Origin of the sequence: Pollutimonas bauzanensis (assembly GCF_040393045.1) — a bacterium.
GTDB classification, from domain to species: Bacteria; Pseudomonadota; Gammaproteobacteria; order Burkholderiales; family Burkholderiaceae_B; genus Pollutimonas; species Pollutimonas bauzanensis_A.
In genome coordinates this window covers 1-18,040 of the sequence record NZ_JBEBUX010000002.1, presented here as the reverse complement: position 1 = coordinate 18,040, position 18,040 = coordinate 1, and the positions used below count along the sequence as shown (strand labels likewise).

19 protein-coding genes are annotated in these 18,040 nt (G+C 55.6%); 11 read left to right on the top strand and 8 right to left on the bottom strand.

Features of this window, described 5'->3' with window-relative positions; genetic code table 11:
• The first annotated feature begins 31 nt into the window (after positions 1 to 31).
• From ABWO67_RS00480 to ABWO67_RS00440, 9 genes are all read left to right on the top strand, one after another.
• Positions 32 to 523: a low molecular weight protein-tyrosine-phosphatase gene (locus ABWO67_RS00480; protein WP_353146196.1), complete on the top strand. Its 492-nt coding sequence runs from the start codon at positions 32 to 34 to the stop codon at positions 521 to 523.
• Positions 524 to 741: 218 nt separating this feature from the next.
• On the top strand, positions 742 to 1,251 hold the full coding sequence (gene iscR, locus ABWO67_RS00475) for a Fe-S cluster assembly transcriptional regulator IscR (protein WP_353146194.1): 510 nt from the start codon (positions 742 to 744) through the stop codon (positions 1,249 to 1,251).
• A 22-nt stretch (positions 1,252 to 1,273) separates the two neighbouring features.
• Positions 1,274 to 2,485, top strand: coding sequence for an IscS subfamily cysteine desulfurase (locus tag ABWO67_RS00470; RefSeq protein WP_353146192.1), 1,212 nt, complete (start codon positions 1,274 to 1,276; stop codon positions 2,483 to 2,485).
• A 17-nt stretch (positions 2,486 to 2,502) separates the two neighbouring features.
• The gene (gene iscU / locus ABWO67_RS00465; protein WP_132640818.1) at positions 2,503 to 2,886 is read left to right on the top strand and encodes a Fe-S cluster assembly scaffold IscU; all 384 of its coding nucleotides are present in this window, start codon (positions 2,503 to 2,505) and stop codon (positions 2,884 to 2,886) included.
• A gap of 2 nt (positions 2,887 to 2,888) precedes the next feature.
• Positions 2,889 to 3,212: an iron-sulfur cluster assembly protein IscA gene (iscA, locus tag ABWO67_RS00460; RefSeq protein ID WP_353146190.1), complete on the top strand. Its 324-nt coding sequence runs from the start codon at positions 2,889 to 2,891 to the stop codon at positions 3,210 to 3,212.
• Between the two features lies 1 nt (position 3,213).
• Complete coding sequence (gene hscB, locus ABWO67_RS00455; RefSeq protein WP_353146188.1) at positions 3,214 to 3,747, top strand: Fe-S protein assembly co-chaperone HscB; 534 nt, start codon at positions 3,214 to 3,216, stop codon at positions 3,745 to 3,747.
• Between the two features lies 1 nt (position 3,748).
• Positions 3,749 to 5,608 carry a Fe-S protein assembly chaperone HscA gene (hscA, locus tag ABWO67_RS00450; RefSeq protein ID WP_353146186.1) on the top strand — a complete coding sequence of 620 codons (1,860 nt, stop codon included), beginning with the start codon at positions 3,749 to 3,751 and terminating at the stop codon, positions 5,606 to 5,608.
• A gap of 50 nt (positions 5,609 to 5,658) precedes the next feature.
• A complete protein-coding gene (gene fdx, locus ABWO67_RS00445; RefSeq protein WP_353146184.1) occupies positions 5,659 to 6,000 on the top strand; it encodes an ISC system 2Fe-2S type ferredoxin in 342 nt (113 codons plus the stop codon).
• Positions 6,001 to 6,076: 76 nt separating this feature from the next.
• Entirely contained in the window at positions 6,077 to 6,958 is an 882-nt protein-coding gene (locus ABWO67_RS00440) for a methylglyoxal synthase (protein ID WP_353146182.1), read from the top strand.
• A gap of 11 nt (positions 6,959 to 6,969) precedes the next feature.
• Here ABWO67_RS00440 and ABWO67_RS00435 read toward each other — a convergent pair whose 3' ends face one another.
• The 5 genes from ABWO67_RS00435 to ABWO67_RS00415 all read right to left on the bottom strand — a co-directional run bounded on the left by ABWO67_RS00435 (position 6,970) and on the right by ABWO67_RS00415 (position 12,479).
• Positions 6,970 to 8,247 carry a HAMP domain-containing sensor histidine kinase gene (locus tag ABWO67_RS00435; RefSeq protein ID WP_353146180.1) on the bottom strand — a complete coding sequence of 426 codons (1,278 nt, stop codon included), beginning with the start codon at positions 8,245 to 8,247 and terminating at the stop codon, positions 6,970 to 6,972.
• Positions 8,248 to 8,250: 3 nt separating this feature from the next.
• A complete protein-coding gene (locus ABWO67_RS00430) occupies positions 8,251 to 8,952 on the bottom strand; it encodes a response regulator transcription factor (RefSeq protein ID WP_353146178.1) in 702 nt (233 codons plus the stop codon).
• Positions 8,949 to 10,445: an ArnT family glycosyltransferase gene (locus ABWO67_RS00425; protein WP_353146176.1), complete on the bottom strand. Its 1,497-nt coding sequence runs from the start codon at positions 10,443 to 10,445 to the stop codon at positions 8,949 to 8,951. The genes ABWO67_RS00430 and ABWO67_RS00425 overlap by 4 nt, the downstream gene beginning before the upstream one ends.
• The gene (locus tag ABWO67_RS00420; protein ID WP_353146174.1) at positions 10,429 to 11,460 is read right to left on the bottom strand and encodes a glycosyltransferase family 2 protein; all 1,032 of its coding nucleotides are present in this window, start codon (positions 11,458 to 11,460) and stop codon (positions 10,429 to 10,431) included. The genes ABWO67_RS00425 and ABWO67_RS00420 overlap by 17 nt, the downstream gene beginning before the upstream one ends.
• Positions 11,461 to 11,597: 137 nt before the next feature.
• The gene (locus ABWO67_RS00415) at positions 11,598 to 12,479 is read right to left on the bottom strand and encodes a LysR family transcriptional regulator (RefSeq protein WP_353146172.1); all 882 of its coding nucleotides are present in this window, start codon (positions 12,477 to 12,479) and stop codon (positions 11,598 to 11,600) included.
• A 111-nt stretch (positions 12,480 to 12,590) separates the two neighbouring features.
• On the opposite strand from ABWO67_RS00415, the gene argC reads away from it, so the two are divergent.
• Positions 12,591 to 13,520: an N-acetyl-gamma-glutamyl-phosphate reductase gene (argC, locus tag ABWO67_RS00410; RefSeq protein ID WP_353146170.1), complete on the top strand. Its 930-nt coding sequence runs from the start codon at positions 12,591 to 12,593 to the stop codon at positions 13,518 to 13,520.
• Positions 13,521 to 13,546: 26 nt separating this feature from the next.
• On the opposite strand, the gene lysS is transcribed toward argC, so the two are convergent.
• From lysS to prfB, 3 genes are all read right to left on the bottom strand, one after another.
• Positions 13,547 to 15,067 (bottom strand): lysine--tRNA ligase, encoded by a 1,521-nt coding sequence (gene lysS / locus ABWO67_RS00405; RefSeq protein WP_353146168.1) that lies wholly within the window; start codon positions 15,065 to 15,067, stop codon positions 13,547 to 13,549.
• Positions 15,068 to 15,079: 12 nt separating this feature from the next.
• Positions 15,080 to 15,829, bottom strand: coding sequence for an SDR family oxidoreductase (locus ABWO67_RS00400; RefSeq protein WP_353146166.1), 750 nt, complete (start codon positions 15,827 to 15,829; stop codon positions 15,080 to 15,082).
• 2 nt (positions 15,830 to 15,831) lie between these two features.
• Positions 15,832 to 16,936, bottom strand: a protein-coding gene (gene prfB / locus ABWO67_RS00395; protein WP_353146165.1) for a peptide chain release factor 2 whose coding sequence is annotated in 2 segments (ribosomal slippage) — positions 15,832 to 16,854 and positions 16,856 to 16,936 — 1,104 coding nt in all. Because the reading frame shifts where the segments join, the coding sequence is not laid out codon by codon here.
• Between the two features lie 124 nt (positions 16,937 to 17,060).
• On the opposite strand from prfB, the gene ABWO67_RS00390 reads away from it, so the two are divergent.
• Positions 17,061 to 18,040: tellurite resistance/C4-dicarboxylate transporter family protein (locus tag ABWO67_RS00390; protein ID WP_502929937.1), on the top strand; the 980-nt coding region annotated here is incomplete at its 3' end.

The following is an 18,040-nucleotide window of genomic DNA, read 5'->3' as shown; positions in this document are numbered from 1 at the left end:
TTATTGCGGGTTTTCCCTCACACTCTTGCCTATGATGACTAAGGTACTTTTCGTTTGCATGGGTAATATCTGCCGCTCACCCAGCGCAGAGGGTGTTTTCCGCCGTCTAATAGACGAAGCGGGGCTCTCTGAGGTTGTGGGCGTCGATTCGGCTGGCACCCACAGCTTTCATATTGGCGAGGCCCCCGATGCCCGTGCCCAGACGGCTGCGCGTAAACGCGGCTACGAATTGGCTCATTGCGTGGCGCGGCAAATTACTGCCGACGACTTCCGGGAGTTCGATCTTATCCTGGCCATGGATTGGGAAAACCTGTCGGCATTGCAACAGCAATGTCCTAAAGTATACCAGCACAAATTAATGCTTTTAATGCGCTTCGCGAACGAATTCGAAGAAGCCACGGTGCCCGATCCCTACTACGGTGGGCCAGAAGGCTTTGGCAAAGTGCTCGACTACCTGGAAGACGCCTGTCAGGGCGTGATGGAAATGGTTCGCAAACGGGCCACCCAATACCAGGCTGCATAAACCGCCGCGCTGACTCTATAACTTGAACCGTGCGCACAGCACGGTTTTTTTTGAATTGCCGGGTCTGCCTGTGATGTTGAGTACGTTATGGCCTGGACACGGTGTAGTACCGCACTAAATTAGTCGGGAATTTGCTATACTTGACTTAATTGGTCGGATATAAAGTCACCGATTATTATCATTTCTACTGTGTTTCAGGCTTTGGCAAGGAAATCACCATGCGTTTAACGACTAAAGGGCGTTTTGCGGTGACAGCCATGATTGATCTGGCGTTGCGGCAACAAAGCGGTCCTGTCACTCTGGCAGCCATCAGTGATCGCCAGAATATTTCGCTGTCTTACCTCGAGCAATTGTTCGGTAAGCTGCGCCGCCATGAATTGGTTGATAGCGTTCGCGGCCCTGGCGGTGGTTATTCGCTGGCGCGCCTGGCGCGAAACATTACGGTGGCAGATATTATTTTCGCGGTCGACGAACCGCTAGATGCCACCAGTTGCGGCGGCAAGGAAGATTGCAATATTGGCCGCAACGGCACCACCGGAAAATGCATGACACACGAATTATGGTCGACGCTTAATCGTAAAATGGTCGATTACCTGGATTCGGTGTCGCTGCAAGACTTGGTCGACCAGCAACGTATGCGCTTGCTTCACGAGGCCACTCAGGCGCAGGCGGCGCTACGGTCAAACCGCTCGCCCGACGTAGTCATTAAGTCAGTAGCGCCGGTATAAAAGATTTTAGGAGCTTTTTTTGATGTCATTACGTCCTGTATATTTCGATTACTCCGCTACAACGCCTGTTGATCCCCGGGTAGTTGAAAAAATGGTTCCCTGGTTGTACGAACAGTTCGGTAACCCGGCATCGCGTAGCCATGCTTATGGCTGGGATGCGGAAGAAGCGGTCGAGTTGGCCCGGGCTGAAGTCGCCAAGCTGGTGAATGCCGATCCACGCGAAATTGTATGGACTTCAGGTGCGACCGAATCCAACAACCTTGCGTTGAAAGGGGCCGCTAGTTTTTACTCGGGGCGCGGCAAGCATATTGTGACGGTAAAAACCGAGCACAAGGCGGTGCTTGACACCTGTCGCGAACTCGAACGTCAGGGCTTTGAAGTTACCTATCTTGATGTACTGGACACTGGACTGCTTGATATCGACGCATTCAAGGCGGCATTGCGCGAAGACACCGTGTTGGCGTCGGTAATGTTCGTCAATAACGAAATTGGCGTCATTCAAGATATTGCCGCGATCGGCGAAATCTGCCGCGAGAAGGGCATTATTTTTCATGTCGATGCGGCTCAGGCTACAGGCAAGGTCGTCATCGACTTGCAGGCGCTCAAAGTCGACCTGATGTCGTTTTCCGCGCATAAAACCTACGGCCCCAAAGGGGTAGGCGCTTTATATGTGCGCCGCAAGCCACGTATACGGCTTGAAGCCCAAATGCACGGCGGCGGGCACGAACGCGGTTTTCGTTCGGGTACGTTGGCCACTCATCAAATCGTTGGCATGGGCGAGGCTTTCCGCCTGGCGCGTCTTGAAATGCAGTCAGAAAACGACCGCATACGCATGTTGCGCGACCGCCTTTGGGATGGCCTTTCCACAATGGAAGAAGTCTATCTGAATGGCGATGTCGGCCAGCGCGTGGCGCATAACTTGAATGTCAGCTTCAACTACGTCGAAGGCGAGTCGTTGATCATGGCCATCAAAGAACTAGCAGTTTCCAGCGGTTCGGCTTGCACATCGGCCAGCCTCGAACCATCGTATGTATTGCGTGCTCTGGGCCGTAACGACGAACTCGCGCATAGCTCGATTCGTTTTACGCTGGGCCGCTTTACAACCCAGGAAGATGTCGACTTTGCCATTAACTTGCTTAGCCAGCGCGTAGCCAAGCTGCGCGATATGTCGCCTTTGTGGGAGATGGCCCAGGAAGGCATCGATTTGAACTCGGTTCAATGGGCCGCACATTAAAGTAAAGGATCACCACTATGGCTTATAGCGATAAAGTACTCGACCACTACGAAAACCCGCGCAATGTCGGCGCGTTCGATAAATCCGACACCAGCGTAGGTACTGGCATGGTCGGGGCGCCCGCCTGTGGCGATGTCATGAAACTGCAGATCAAGGTCAATGAATCGGGTATCATCGAAGATGCACGGTTCAAGACTTATGGCTGTGGTTCGGCCATTGCGTCAAGCTCGCTGGTTACCGAATGGGTCAAGGGCAAGACGCTGGATCAGGCCATGGACATTCGCAATACGCAAATTGCCGAAGAACTCGCTTTGCCACCAGTAAAGATTCACTGTTCCATTCTGGCTGAAGACGCCATCAAGGCGGCAGTCCAGAATTACAAGGAAAAGCACCAGGACTAATCATGGGAATTACGCTTACACAACAAGCGGCTGACCATATCAGCCGTTACATCGAGAAACGCGGCAAAGGTTTGGGGCTGCGTCTGGGCGTTCGCACGACGGGTTGCTCGGGCATGGCTTACAAGCTGGAATATGTCGACGAGCCCGCCGCCGAAGACCAGGTGTTCGAGCAAATGGGCGTTAAGGTATTTATCGACCCCAAAAGCTTGCCCTATCTAGAGGGTACGCAGCTGGACTACGGTCGTGAAGGGCTGAACGAGGGGTTCAAGTTTACCAACCCCAACGAAAAGGCTACTTGCGGCTGCGGCGAGTCTTTCACGGTGTAATGTGGCGGGCGAAAACTATTTCGAACTATTCGGCCTGCCGTCCCAATACGCCCTGGATCAAGCGTCGCTAGACCAAACTTGGCGTGCGCTTGCCGCCAAGGTGCACCCTGATCGCTACGTCAACGCTACGCCGGCTGAAAAGCGGGTAGTCATGCAATGGGCCTCGACGATCAACGAGGCCTATCGTGTGCTTAAAACACCCTTAAGCAGGGCTCGCTACCTATGCGAACAGGCTGGGTGCGATGTCCAGTCCGAAAGCAATACCCGCATGGACACCGCTTTCCTTATGCGGCAAATGGAATGGCGCGAGCAGCTGGACGAAGCACGCGATGCGTTGTCATCAAATGCGCTTACGTCTCTTGAAACCCACATCCGTCAGGCGCATGCTGCAATGCACGGCGTCATGCTGGCGCTGATCGATCAGCAAGGCGACTACGAAGCCGCTGCCGCCAAGGTGCGCGAGTGGATGTTTATCGACAAGCTTGCCCACGAAGTTCAGGGCGCCCGTCACGATCTTACCGACCGTCAAAATTAACATGGCATTACTGCAAATTTCCGAGCCAGGCGAATCGCCGGCTCCTCATCAACGCAAGCTTGCCGTGGGCATCGATCTTGGCACTACGCATTCGCTGGTGGCATCGGTGCGCAGCGGTGTGCCTGAAATTCTGCTCGATGATGCTGGCCGCGGCCTGTTGCCATCGGTGGTGCGCTATCTGGATTCCGGGGCGGTCCAGCTCGGTTACGCCGCCATCGAGCATCAAGCCGATGATTCCGCCAACACCATTGCTTCGGTCAAGCGTTTCATGGGGCGTTCGCTGGAAGAAGCGCGCAGTACCGGCGCTTCCTATCATTTTTCCAGTGAACCGGGGATGGTCAAGCTGCAAACTGTGCAGGGCGAGTTTAGTCCCGTTGAAATTTCCAGCCTGGTCCTCAACGCTTTGCGCACGCGTGCAGAGGGCGTGCTGGGCGGAGAGCTGGTAGGCGCTGTCGTAACCGTGCCGGCGTATTTCGACGACGCACAGCGCCAGGCTACCCGTGATGCAGCGCGTCTTGCCGGCTTGAATGTATTGCGCCTGCTTAACGAACCCACCGCCGCCGCAATCGCTTACGGACTGGATCACGGGTCCGAAGGCATTTATGCGGTCTATGATTTGGGTGGTGGTACTTTCGATATTTCCATCTTGCGACTGATGCAAGGCGTATTCGAAGTGGTTGCCACAGGTGGGGATACCAGCCTGGGCGGTGATGATTTCGACGATATCATTGTGGCGCAAGTGTTGGCCTTGACCGGGGTAACAGCCGCCGCAAAAAGCGATAGCCGTGCAATGTTGGTTGCTGCCCGACAAGCCCGTGAGGCGTTGACGGATGCTGAGCAGGCCCATTTCACGGTAACGCTGTCCGATGCGAAAATCGTCGATACAGTCATTACGCGCGATCAATTCGAAGCATGGGCTCAGCCCTTGATTAAGCGTACGCTGGACCGCGCCAATAGCGCTTTGCGTGATGCAGGGCTTGGCCCGGATCAGGTGAAGGGGGTCGTCATGGTGGGCGGGGCCACCCGCATGCCCATCGTTCAGCGCGAAGTAGGGCGCTTGTTCGGCTCCGAGCCTCTTACCGATCTTGACCCCGACCAAGTGGTTGCACTAGGCGCCGCGCTACAGGCCAATATGCTGGCCGGTAATCGCTTGCCTGGCGAAGATTGGCTTTTGCTGGACGTGACCCCTTTGTCATTAGGCCTGGAAACGATGGGCGGTATTGTCGAGCGGGTTATCCCGCGCAATAGCACCATACCCGTGGCCCGGGCACAAGAGTTCACCACGTTCAAGGACGGGCAGTCCGCCATGAGCATACATGTGCTGCAGGGCGAGCGCGAGCTGGTCTCCGACTGCCGTTCGCTTGCGCGCTTCGAGTTGCGCGGCATACCACCCATGGTTGCAGGCGCGGCGCGCATCAAAGTCACTTTTCAGGTCGATGCCGATGGCCTGTTGAATGTGTCGGCGCGAGAAGAAAGCACTGGCGTCGAAGCCTCCGTATCCGTCAAGCCTTCCTATGGCTTGTCCGATGACGAAGTCGCGCAGATGCTGTCTGATGGCATGAGCCACGCCGACACCGACGCCAAGGCGCGCGCGCTACGCGAGCAGCAGGTAGAGATGACACAATTGACTGAATCGGTGAATGCGGCGCTGGCCTCTGATGCCGATCTGTTAAGCGCGCAAGAGCTGGTCGACATCCAGTGCTGCCTGGCCCACGCTTCCGACTCGAATACGTGCGGCGATATCGACGTATTGCGCAAAGCCATAAAGGCATTAAGCAAGGCAACCGAATCCTTTGCGGCTCGCCGCATGGATCGCAGCATACGCGCCGCGTTATCCGGCCGTTCCGTAAGCGAAGTCTAGCTCACGCCGACGGGGCCGCCCGCGTTCATCATCTTATTTACTGTTTAGCCATGCCAAAAATCACTGTCCTGCCTCATCCCGACGTTTGCCCTGAAGGCGCTGTTATCGATAGCGCTCCGGTTGGGGTGTCTATTTGCCGGGTCCTGCTGGATAACAACATCGATATCGAACATGCCTGTGAGCTATCGTGCGCCTGCACGACTTGCCACGTCATTATTCGCGATGGTTTCGATGCGCTGGAAGAGGCGACCGATAACGAAGAAGACTACCTGGACCGGGCCTGGGGCCTGGCGCCGACTTCGCGTCTATCGTGCCAGGCACTGGTCGCCGACACGGATTTGACTGTCGAGATTCCCAAATACACGGTCAATCACGCTAAAGAAAGCCACTAATTCCAGGCTGTGCCGTCATATCGGCGGCACTTGGCTCGGGTATAGTGTTTGAACCTACCACTTTCGTTTCATAAGCATGTCACACTCTACTTTACGCTTTGGCTTGGCCGCGAACCGTCTGCATCACGAAACCTATGGCGCGGCGGTATTCAAATGGCTGGAACAGTCTGCCCGGGGCATACGGGAACTGGGAATAGAGCTGCACACGGTAGGGCGCACTTACGATGCGATCGAGCGCTCAGGTTTGCTGGAAGGCCATGCAGGGTTGATTCGCTATCCCTATGGCCGGGAAGGCGGGCTAATGAAGCTGGTGGCGCGCGTCACGGAAGGGCGCGACGGTGCGACGCCTTTTGACGGCGCCATCTACCTGATAGACCCGGTCGACCCATCGTCTATTTTCCCTGAAGCGCTGGCGTTGAAGCGTCAATGTATTACGCATGGGCGGCCTTTTGTGTCGACCTTGATGGGAGCAATTGAATGGATCGAGGTCGAGCGGCTCTGCGCAGGCCTGACGCCAGATGCATCCTTACAGTCCATGTTTGATTTTCCGCAGCAAACGCTGGCATTGATAGCCCATGATGCGCTGAAAGACGACATGGTGGCGTTTGCCGACAAGCATTTCGATCTGCTTTCACGTTTCGCTTCACGGGTTGGTACTGGAACGACCAGTGGACGTTTGAATGAGCTGGCGTGGTCTAAAGGCTGGCCGCGCGACCAAGCGTGGGCGCAGGCTTATTTAAGCGGCCCACTGGGCGGCGATGCGCAAATTGCCGAGCTTGTGCTTGAACAGCGTTGCCAGCGTGTCATCTTTTTCGAAGATCCCCACGTTGCCCGCCAGCATGAGGCGGATATCCAGTTGCTGGAGCGGGCGGTGCGTGTGGTAACCGATAAGGCCAGTTGCATAGCATCGCCGGCTGTGGCGCAGAAGTGGGGGTCTGCAATGGCCCGTTTGATGTAGCTTATGGGCGATCATGGTTTTTTGGGGTTGTCGTTTTTCTCGGTACGAATATGAATGACTGTCCCATTCACATTGGTTTCAGCAATTTCAAGTTCCCATTGCAACTGTTCGCACATCAGCGTGACAATGTATAAGCCCAGCCCGCCTAGCGGCGACCTTTCTTGATTTAATCGTTTGCTACCCCCCAATATTGCCTGTTGCTCCAGCGTTAATCCAGCGCCCTGGTCAACGATCTGTATCAGTCCGGGGCTTAACCGGATTTGAATGTCATGGGTGGTATGCTGCAATGCATTCTGAATCAGGTTGCGCAGCAACATTTGAACCATGATCGGGTCGGCGGATATGTCTATGGCCGCTGGGGCGCTCAACGTTACCCTTTGCTTTGCATCGTAAAGCGCGTCAAGGTCCTCAAGGGTTTGTTCGGTTAGTGCAATCAGCGAGCTAGTGCTTGTTTGGGCGCGAGTGCCACTGTGTCGTGCCAGATTCAGCAACATGTTGATATTGACGCCCATTTCATTGGCAGCCCGCCGAATGCGCGAGATGGTTGCCCGGTCGGCCTCAGTTAACTGGTCGCGACGTTCCACAATGTCGAGCGCGCCGGAAATGACGGCAATCGGCGTGCGTAGTTCGTGGCTGGCAAGGTTAAGCAGCGACTGCTCGCGTTTAACAAAAGACTCCAGCTCACCAAGAAAACGATTGAACGTTTCGGCAACGGTATGGAGTTCAACATCCTGATAGTTCAGGGCAAGGCGGGGCATGTTCTGGCCTACCGGCACACCGCTTATCTCGTCAGCCAGTCGGCGCAATGGATTGACGATGCGTCGGCTGCTGAATACCGCCAACAATAGCGTCAGCAACATCATGCCGATAATGATCACTCCCAAAGCAGTCATGAATAAGGATTCACGGTCTTCAAAGTGGGTAATGTTTTTTGCAATATAAAGACGGCCTTGTTCAGTAGGCCCTATGGCAACAAGAAAGGTTTCCGCACCGCGCGTAATTTCGCCGCTAAAGTCGGGCGCCAAGTCGTTGAACACGGCCGGCAAGGTGGCAGGCAGCGGTGCTTGGGCAGGGACATAGACGATCGTCAGGTTGGCCGTTTCCCACGTTACGGGGACATTCTCCTCGTTGCGCCCCAAAAAGAAATTGCGCTCTTCGGCAAATTCAACTTGAAGCATGGTCTGTTCAAGATCTTCGTTGACGATGAGGATGGTCAGCACCATGACGCAAACACTGATCAGGCTGACTGCAAAAATAGCGCGGTGGATGCGTTTCGCGATTGATTTCATCAATTAACTTTGAGTCGGCGGAATCAGGCGATATCCACGCCCGTGCAGTGTTTTTATCAATGGCATTCCAAAGCCGTCTTGTAATTGTTTACGCAAGGCATAGACATGGGTACGTAAGGTATTCATGTCGGCCTCGCGTTCTCCCCAGACATTATCGCGCAACTGCTCGTATGAAATGAAGTCAGGGTAGGCCTTGATCAATGCTTCAAAAATTCGGGCAGCCGTGCCTGAAAGCGCCAGCCCTTGACCGTCTCCGGTATGCACCTCTAGTGTTCCGGGATCGAAACTTAGGCCGGGGGCCAGTAAAAGCGGCGTTCTGGGATGGGTCTGGCGGCGGTGCAGGGCTTCGACCCTTAACTGGAGTTCTCGCAAGTCGAAAGGCTTGATCAGATAATCGTCTGCGCCTTGGCCGAAGCCGGTGACTTTGTCTGTGATCTGGTCTTTGGCTGTCATCATGATGACGGGCGTCATGCAGTGTATGTCGTCTCTAATGCGTCGACACACTTCAAAACCCGAAAGACCCGGCAACATGATGTCCAGGATGATGACATCGTAATGGTTGGTCGAGATCAGATGCAGGGCTGTCAGACCGTCGGATGCAAAATCGAGCACGTAGCGTTTGTCGCCAAAAAATTCAAACAAATTTTCAGCAAGCGATACATGATCTTCGACAATCAATAAGCGGATACGATCTGGCTGCGTCATTGCAAGACAGCCTCGGTTGCGGGCGTCGGCAAGGTATGCTGGGCTGCCGCCAGGTGCTGTTGTGGCGGAACGAAGAACAGCACATATCGTCGGTCTTGGTAGGCTTTCTGTATGGGGTTGGGCAGACCTTTGCTTACGTCTTCAACCAAGTCCTTGGGTACCGCCAAGTAGAATCCAGCCGATCCGGTCAGCAATTGCGGGATTTGATTAGGCGACACATGGTCTGCCGTGCCTCGAGAGTAGAAGCGCGCTGAAAAAGGTTGTTTATCCACGAAAAGCAGTCGCTCCTGATTTTGCATATTATTCTTAGCATAATACACAAGCCCCTGCTCTGTTTTAACCAGGTTCGGCTGTATGACCACTGCCAGGGTTAACAGTACGGCTGTAATAGGCGCAATGCCTGCGGGCCAAAGCGCTCTGGTCTCGATAGGTTTGTGGCTGTCCATCCATTTTTGCAGGGCAATAGCCAGCAAGATGCTGAACGGCGCCAGTGCCGGCAGTAGGTATGTCCATAAAATATTACCTGCTAGCGTGAAAAACACGGGTGTAAATAGCGTCCAGGCCAGCAGATAACAGACTTCGGGCTTGCGTAGCGCCGATGAAAGGGCGGGGCGGAGGCGGGGGCTGGACATAGCACGCAGCAACATCGCGATTGCAATCAGCCCCCAGGGAAAGCTGGCTTGTATCCAGTAATACCAGATGGTGCCGTGCGGGCGGGTGTGAGGGTTTCCATAGAGATCGCCTGCCCACCCTGAATCGACAAAGCGCAAGAAGTGCTCGCCTACGATAAAGTAATTCAGGAAACCGGGTGTTTTGAGTTCCGCGGCCACATACCATGGCAGGCTAAGTACCGTAGTTAAAAGCAGGCCGCGTGCCCATGGCAGCGCTTTGAGCGTGGTTCGTGCTGACTTGTGCAGACAAAGCCATGGCGCCATGCCGCCGCCGACTAACACTAGCGCCAACGGTCCTTTTGCCAATAGCCCGATGGAAAGACCCACAAAAAAGCTATAACGCCAGAGTATTGTCGGCTTTTTCTCAGCCATAGCCAGCCCGGTCATGGCCATGGTGGTTCCCAATGCCAGGAAGGGATCAGTCAGGACGGCGGCCGACGAGATATAGACCAGCGCACAAGAACCGTAAATAATAGCGGCCAGTTTGGCTGTGCGCTCGCCAAAATTTGCACGAGTGTAGCTGACCAGTAGCCCGATCGCTGCCAATGTGGCCAGCCAGGATGGGAGTCTTGCGGCAAATTCGGTGACACCAAATAGCTTGAATGACAGCGCCTCGGCCCAAAACGAAAGAGGGGGTTTACCCCAAAACGGGATGCCGGGTTCGAACCAGGGCGTAATCCAGTCGCCGCTTTGCGCCATGACACGCGCAATTTCGGCATAACGGGGCTCCGACGTATCGGCCAGGGGAAATACCGCCATGCTGAATAGCGGCAAACATAGAATGGCGCATAGCAACCACCATAAATCAACGCGACGCGACATGAAACTGGCTCTTCTCTGGTGATGACTCGTGACGCAAGGCGCGGTTGTGCACCACGTCGCGGATTAGATACACAGGACGCTGCTTGGCCTCGAAATAGGCTTTGCCAACGTATTCGCCGAGCAGACCGATGGAGATCAGTTGAACGCCGCCAAGAACGGTCATGATGGAAATCAATGACGGGTAGCCTTGAACCGGGTTGCCCAGGATCAGCGTTTTCACTGCGATCCAGAGGCCGAACACAATACCGGCCAATGCGGTGATCACGCCTGCGCCCATGCTCAGGCGTAACGGCGCAATCGAAAACGAGGTAATGCCCTCGAACGCGAGCGTCAACAGCCCAAGAAAGTCCCACTTGCTGGCGCCGGCGGCGCGAGGGGCTCGGTCGTACTCAATGAAATGGGTGGGCAGGCCTACCCAGGCGAAAAGGCCTTTCATGTAGCGATTGCGCTCGGGTAATTGGTTGATGGCATCGACGGCCTGGCGGCTCATCAGGCGAAAGTCGCCCGTGTCTGCGGGGATGTCGACATCGCTGATGCGGTTAAGCAGGCGATAGAAAAGATGAGCGCTGAGTTTTTTGAATGCGGTTTCACCAGCCCGACTGCGGCGGCGCATGCATACGACATCGGCGCCGGCCCGCCAGGCTTGCAGCATGTCGGGAATGAGTTCGGGCGGATCCTGCAGGTCAGCGTCCAGAACAATGACCGCCTCGCCTTCGGCTTGGGCGAGGCCTGCGGTCAAGGCCGCTTCTTTGCCGAAATTGCGGCTAAGACGCACCGCTTTAACTGATGAGGCTGCCGTCGCAAGATCCACAAGATATTGTCCGCTCCCATCTCGGCTTCCGTCGTCAACCATGACCAGTTCGTAAGCGATTTGAAGCGGGTCCAGAACACGGCGCAACCGTTCGTAAAGAATGGGAAGAACCGGGCGTTCGTTATAAACCGGTATAACGACAGACAGCACAATGGGGTCGGGAATTTGAATACTGGCGAGCCACTTGGATGAAACGGCGTTCATAAAACACCACCTTTTTGTAAAGACATTCGAAGTAAATAACTGCGGCGTCCTTACAACCTGGTGTGCTCATTGATCGCCGCCCATACAAGATAAGGGGCGGCACAACAAACAAATCTCAAAATAACATCAAGAAAATATCAAATCGCTTGTTCAATCAGCGCGTTCAGCACGTGTTGTGTGGTCGGTTCAATTTGACCGATGCGGTGGGCTATACCCAGTTGCCGCCACAGGGGGGGATGCAAAGGGAGCATGGTGACCCGTGCATCTGGAGTAGGGGCATCTGCTTCGTGCGGCAACAGGGCTGCGCCATATCCGGCGGCGACCAGACTTTTGATTGCATCGTTATAGTTAAGCAGGATGCGTGCTTGCGGCTGTAATCCGGCAGCGGCGAACCATTCGGTCGTTACACGTGACAATTGTGTGTTGGCATCATTCAGAATCAGCGAGCGATTCGCCAGCCAGGCTGGGGTGACACGGTCAGGTTGTTCCCACGCCGATGGAAGGAAGGCCATGATCGGATCGCGCCGCCATGGGAGCAGTTTTAGCCCGTTCAGAGGCGCTTGCGGTAGCGCGACCAGGCCTATATCTAACGTGCCAGCCATGAGTCGCGACAGCGATTCCTGGGACGTCAGCACCATTACCTGCACATCGATGTCGGGGTGGCGGGTGGCTAAGATGTCCAGTGCCTGGGGTAGCAAGTACGCAATGGCGCCGGTCGAAGCACCCAGGCGCACCCGGCCAGCCAGGCCCTGAGCCTGGCGTATTACGTCGTCCAGGGCCTGGTCCGCGTCGGCCAAAAGACGGCGAGCACGTTCCAGCAAGGTTTCACCGATGGCGGTGGGATAAATCTGGCCGCGTTTGCGTGACAGCAGTGGGGCGCCGACGCGTGCTTCAAGGTCTTTGACGTGCAGGCTTACTGTGGGCGGCGCCAGGTTCAAGGCGCGTGCCGCCTTGGCGAAAGATCCCAGCTCGGCGATTACTAACAAAGTACGCAGGCGGTCCAGATTGATTTCGCGCATTGATAGCCAGATTCAGAATTTATGAATTAGATGGTCATTATATTCAACTTTTCTTTTCTATCGACATGGCCGAAGATGAATGCTTCAACACCTTCTTCATACGAGATAGCCATGAATCAGCCCATTGTCTTTATCGACGGAGATCAAGGTACGACCGGTCTGCAAATCCATGCTCGGCTAAGCGGACGGACCGACTTGCGTCTTCTTACATTGCCTGATGTTGATCGCAAGGATACTCAGCGCCGTGCCGAGGCAATTAATGCTGCCGATATCGCGATCTTGTGTCTGCCAGACGAACCAGCTCGCGAGGCCGTACGTACAATCAAAAATCCATCGGTGCGTGTCATTGATGCAAGCTCTGCCCATCGTACGCAAGCGGGGTGGGTTTATGGCTTGCCGGAACTCGACGTGGGTCAAGCCGAGCGCATTGCGCACGCCAAGAGGGTGAGTAATCCGGGCTGCTATCCTACCGGCGCCATTGCGCTGCTGTGGCCTCTGGTCAAAGCAGGACTGGTTCCAGCGGACTATCCTGTTGCTGTGCACGCCGTGTCGGGCTATTCGGGGGGCGGGCGTGCGGGCGTCGATCTGTATGAGAAACCAGGTTCGGTTGCAGGGCCAGCATTTCAGGTTTATGGCCTTGGGTTGTCTCATAAGCATACGCCAGAGATCCAGCACCATGCGGGATTGTCGCAGCGCCCCACCTTTGTTCCTTCGTACGGTGCTTTTCGCCAAGGCATAGTGTTGACGATTCCGCTGCAATTGCGCCTGATGCCTTCCGGGGTGACTGCCAAACTTCTGCATGAGCGCTTGCAGCACCATTACGATGGGTCAACTCATGTGCAGGTTATGTCGCCCGACTGGGCCGCTGCAACTACGCAGCTGGATCCCGAGGCGCTGAATGGCAGCAATGACCTTCGTCTGGCCGTGTTTTCAAATGAAGAGCATGGCCAGGTATTGCTGACGGCAGTATTTGACAACCTTGGTAAAGGCGCTTCCGGCGCAGCAATGCAAAATTTGGATCTGATGCTGCAGACCATTTGATCTGCAGCTTGCCGCGCCGGAAAGCCTTAGTCTTCCTTGCGCAAATGCGGGAAAAGGATGACGTCGCGGATACTGGCGCTGTCGGTCAACAGCATGACCAGGCGGTCAATGCCTATCCCGCAGCCGCCTGTGGGGGGCATGCCGTATTCCAACGCCCGGATGTAATCGGCGTCATAGAACATGGCTTCTTCATCGCCGGCATCCTTGGCTTCGACTTGCGCCAGGAAACGTGCTGCCTGGTCTTCGGGGTCGTTCAATTCAGAAAACCCATTGGCGATCTCGCGACCTGTCATGAACAGCTCAAAGCGCTCGGTAATGCCTTCCTGCGTGTCGGATGCGCGTGCCAGCGGCGACACTTCGATTGGGTAATCAATAATATAAGTAGGATTCCACAGTTTGGCTTCGGCGGTTTCCTCGAACAGGGCCAATTGCAGGGCGCCGATGCCCGCACGAGCCAATACCGGCCCATTGACATCTGCGCCAACGCGCTTGAGTTCACCGCGCAAAAAGCTTTCGTCGCGCAATTGGTCTTCGACATAGCCTGGGGCATATTTCATGATGGCCTGGACGATGGTCAGACGATCGAAAGCTTGGCTCAGGTCCAGCGTTTTTTCCTGATAGGTCAGTACAGCGCTGCCGGTGGCGGCAATGGCCGCTTCGCGGATCAACGATTCGGTAAAGTCCATCAGCCAGCGGTAATCGGTGTAGGCCGCGTAGAACTCCATCATGGTGAATTCAGGGTTGTGACGCGGGCTTACGCCTTCATTGCGGAAATTGCGGTTGACTTCGAATACGCGATCGAAGCCGCCGACGACCAGGCGCTTCAGATAAAGCTCAGGCGCGATGCGCAAGAACATTTCCATGTCCAAGGCATTGTGGTGAGTGACAAAAGGCTTGGCTGCCGCGCCGCCAGGGATGGGGTGCAGCATGGGTGTTTCGACCTCAAGGAAGCCGGCGTTGAGCATGAACTGACGGATGCTGCCCATTGCCTTACTACGTGCGACGAAAGTACGGCGAGTTTCCTCGGTCATGATGAGGTCGACGTAACGTTGGCGGTAACGCAATTCCTGGTCAGCCACACCGTGAAACTTGTCGGGCAGGGGGCGCAGTGATTTCGTCAGTAAGCGTACTGTGGAGGCATGTACCGAAAGCTCGCCCTTGTTGGTCTTGAATACCGTGCCTTCCACGCCAATGATGTCGCCGATATCCCAGGTTTTGAAATCGGCGTACAGGTCTTCGCCGATTTGGTTCTTGTCCAGGAAAATCTGTATGCGGCCTGTGCTGTCTTGCAACGTGGCGAAACTGGCTTTTCCCATGACGCGTTTAAGCATCATCCGGCCCGCGACGACAACGTGCTTGGCCACTTCGGCCAGCGCTTCTTTGTCAAGATCGTCGTAGTCGTTGTGCAGGACGGCTGCCACGCTGTCGGGGCGAAAGTCGTTAGGGTAGGCGCTGCCTGCGGCGCGCAGTTTTGCCAGCTTGCCACGGCGTTCGGCTATCAGGTGATTTTCGTCGAGGGCAGGCGTAGGTGGCGTAGGTTGGTTCATGATCTATAGTAATTAAGCGTAATTTCGGATGTCGTCGAGCACAGTGGCGCCGAAGTCGTCGTGGGCGATGTAGCGCAGTATCTTTTCAGCAACGGCCTCGGGTGAGGACAATTGCCCTTGCTCGTGCATCTGTGCAAAGCGTTCTACGTTGGGAAAGCTATTGGCATCGCTGCCGCGTATTTTTTCCTGCATGCCGGTATCGATGACGCCGGGGGCAAGCGAAGCAACGCGCACGCCGTGGTTTTCAGCGTGCAACACTTGCGTGTAGTGATCCAGCGCGGCTTTGGTTGCGCAGTAGACCCCCCAGCCAGGCATGGGATTGCGCCCGGCGCCAGAAGATATGTTCAGGATGCGCCGGTCGGCAGCGCCTTGCGTGGCCTGCAGAAATGCTGAAATAAGCAGCATGACGCTGGTCACATTCAGGTTGAAGGCGGTGGCGATGGCGGCCGCATCGGTCAGGTCGTGCGCCTGGTTTATGGGTTCGACCGTTCCCGCGTTATTGATCAGCAGGTAGCGTTGGGCGTCGCGGGGCAGGGCGGCCATGACTTGCTTGGCGCTTTCCGCCGCGGCCGATGGGTCGGCCAAGTCGGCTTGCACTTGTTGCAGCAGTACGCCCGATTTGGCCGCTTGCGTAGTCAATGCCGCATTGTGGCTGCGGGCCAGGGTAATAAGCTGCGTGCCCGGCTTTAGCAAGCCCAGTGCCAGGGCTTGGCCCAGGCCCCGGGAAGCGCCCGTAACGATGGCAACGGTCGATAATTCCATATTTATACCCCTTGCTTCAGGCTTGCCTGAATGAATGGATCCAGATCGCCGTCCAACACTTTCTGGGTGTTGGAGATTTCGACGTTCGTGCGCAGGTCTTTGATGCGGCTTTGATCCAGTACATAGGATCGAATCTGGTGACCCCAGCCTACATCGGTTTTGGAGTCTTCCATTTTTTGCTGCTCAGCCATGCGGTTGCGCATTTCCAGTTCGTACAGGCGCGATTTCAGCATTTGCATGGCTTCGGCCCGGTTACGGTGCTGGGAGCGGTCGTTTTGGCACTGCACCACAATGCCGGTCGGAATGTGCGTCAGGCGCACGGCTGAGTCGGTCTTGTTAATGTGCTGACCACCGGCCCCGCTGGCGCGGTAGGTGTCTACGCGCAAATCAGCCGGGTTGACTTCGATTTCGACCGAGTCGTCGACTTCGGGGTAGACGAAGACGCTGGCGAAAGAGGTGTGACGGCCATTGGCGGAGTCGAACGGGCTTTTGCGCACCAGGCGGTGTACGCCGGTTTCGGTGCGCAAATAGCCGAAAGCGTATTCGCCCTGGATCTTGATGGTGGCCGACTTGATGCCCGCGACGTCGCCATCGGACTCTTCCAGCACTTCGGCCTTGAAGTCTTTGCGTTCGCAATAGCGCAAGTACTGGCGCAGCAAAATAGAAGCCCAGTCTTGTGCTTCGGTGCCGCCTGCGCCGGCCTGGATATCCATGAAGCAGTTGAGCGGGTCGGCGGGGTTGGAGAACATGCGCCGGAATTCGAGCTCTTCCAGGCGTGCGCCCAGGGCATCGGTATCGCGTTCGACGGCAGCCAGCGTGGCATCATCGTCGTCATCTGCGGCAAGTTCAAAAAGTTCTTGGGCGTCGGTCAGGCCAATACCGATTTCGGTAAGGGTATGAACCGTGGTTTCGAGGCTTTTTTTCTCGCGGCCGAGTTCTTGTGCGTGTTTGGGGTCGTTCCAGACCTCTGCGCTTTCGAGTTCGGCGTTTACGACTTGCAGGCGTTCAGATTTGGCATCATAGTCAAAGATACCTCCGCAACGCCAACTGGCGATCCGCGTAGTCTTCAAGGCGGGCGGCGAGTTGGTTTTGGCGTTCGGCTTCCATAAGTATTCCTGAATAGGTTGAGCACGCGTAATTCGCGGTTCTTAAGTTTAACCAAGCATTTTAACCCGGTCGGGGCGTAGAATGCGGTTTACCTACTACGACAGGCCAAATTACGTTGAAAATAATGGGTTCTTTTATATCGTGTCACGATTCGCATGGCGCTTCGGCCGTGCCTTCCGGTTCAGCAACGCCCCTGGGCGGGCTGGCGGGCATGTCCCCGGCGAATTTTGGCATGGTGATGGCCACTGGCATCGTGTCGCTGACGGCAAATCTGTTGGGACATACCGCTATTGCTTACGGCTTGTTCATGGTTAACCTGGGCTTATACAGCGTGTTATGCCTGTTGACGGTGCTGCGTGCCTTACGCTATCCGCGTCGTTTTTTTGGCGATATGGTGGATCATTTGCGGGGGCCCGGCTTTTTCACGAAGGTTGCTGCTACCGGTATTCTGGCTTGCCAGTTCATGGTGCTGGATGGCGATACGCATATCGGCCTGGGGTTATGGGCGATCGCTGTCGCGCTGTGGTTGGGCCTGATCTACACGATATTTCTGGCGCTTACGGTAAAGCGGGACAAGCCTACACTGGATCGAGGCATTAACGGCGGTTGGCTCTTGGCGGTAGTGGCTACCCAATCAATCGCTGTGTCCAGCGCGTTGCTGGCTGCTTCTAGCCACCAACCCTATCGGCTGGAACTGAATTTCCTGGCTTTGTCGATGTGGTTGTGGGGCGGCATGCTCTACATATGGATGATGTCTCTGATTTTCTACCGCTACACCTATTTCCGCTTATCGCCCGACGACCTGACCCCGCCTTATTGGATCAATATGGGGGCGATGGCAATTTCCGCGCTGGCCGGATCTTTGCTGATCGTAAATGCGACGGATGCCCCATATTTAGTGTCATTGTTGCCTTTCTTGAAGGGATTCACGATTTTCTATTGGGCGACAGGAACATGGTGGATTCCGATGCTCTTATTGCTGGGCGTGTGGCGGTACGTATATAAGCGCTTTCCCTTGCGCTACGACCCTTTATATTGGGGGGCAGTTTTCCCCTTGGGGATGTACGCCGCCAGCACCTGGGAGATGAACGAGGCCATGGGTTT

Coding starts and splice junctions, on each gene's coding strand:
- ABWO67_RS00415 (WP_353146172.1), bottom strand. CDS start 12,479: ATGCGCGAAATCAATCTGGACCGCCTGCGTACTTTGTTAGTAATCGCC.
- ABWO67_RS00440 (WP_353146182.1), top strand. CDS start 6,077: ATGTCACACTCTACTTTACGCTTTGGCTTGGCCGCGAACCGTCTGCAT.
- lysS (WP_353146168.1), bottom strand. CDS start 15,067: ATGAACCAACCTACGCCACCTACGCCTGCCCTCGACGAAAATCACCTG.
- ABWO67_RS00430 (WP_353146178.1), bottom strand. CDS start 8,952: ATGACGCAGCCAGATCGTATCCGCTTATTGATTGTCGAAGATCATGTA.
- iscA (WP_353146190.1), top strand. CDS start 2,889: ATGGGAATTACGCTTACACAACAAGCGGCTGACCATATCAGCCGTTAC.
- fdx (WP_353146184.1), top strand. CDS start 5,659: ATGCCAAAAATCACTGTCCTGCCTCATCCCGACGTTTGCCCTGAAGGC.
- iscR (WP_353146194.1), top strand. CDS start 742: ATGCGTTTAACGACTAAAGGGCGTTTTGCGGTGACAGCCATGATTGAT.
- ABWO67_RS00400 (WP_353146166.1), bottom strand. CDS start 15,829: ATGGAATTATCGACCGTTGCCATCGTTACGGGCGCTTCCCGGGGCCTG.
- hscA (WP_353146186.1), top strand. CDS start 3,749: ATGGCATTACTGCAAATTTCCGAGCCAGGCGAATCGCCGGCTCCTCAT.
- ABWO67_RS00435 (WP_353146180.1), bottom strand. CDS start 8,247: ATGAAATCAATCGCGAAACGCATCCACCGCGCTATTTTTGCAGTCAGC.
- argC (WP_353146170.1), top strand. CDS start 12,591: ATGAATCAGCCCATTGTCTTTATCGACGGAGATCAAGGTACGACCGGT.
- ABWO67_RS00425 (WP_353146176.1), bottom strand. CDS start 10,445: ATGTCGCGTCGCGTTGATTTATGGTGGTTGCTATGCGCCATTCTATGT.
- ABWO67_RS00470 (WP_353146192.1), top strand. CDS start 1,274: ATGTCATTACGTCCTGTATATTTCGATTACTCCGCTACAACGCCTGTT.
- ABWO67_RS00420 (WP_353146174.1), bottom strand. CDS start 11,460: ATGAACGCCGTTTCATCCAAGTGGCTCGCCAGTATTCAAATTCCCGAC.
- ABWO67_RS00480 (WP_353146196.1), top strand. CDS start 32: ATGATGACTAAGGTACTTTTCGTTTGCATGGGTAATATCTGCCGCTCA.
- iscU (WP_132640818.1), top strand. CDS start 2,503: ATGGCTTATAGCGATAAAGTACTCGACCACTACGAAAACCCGCGCAAT.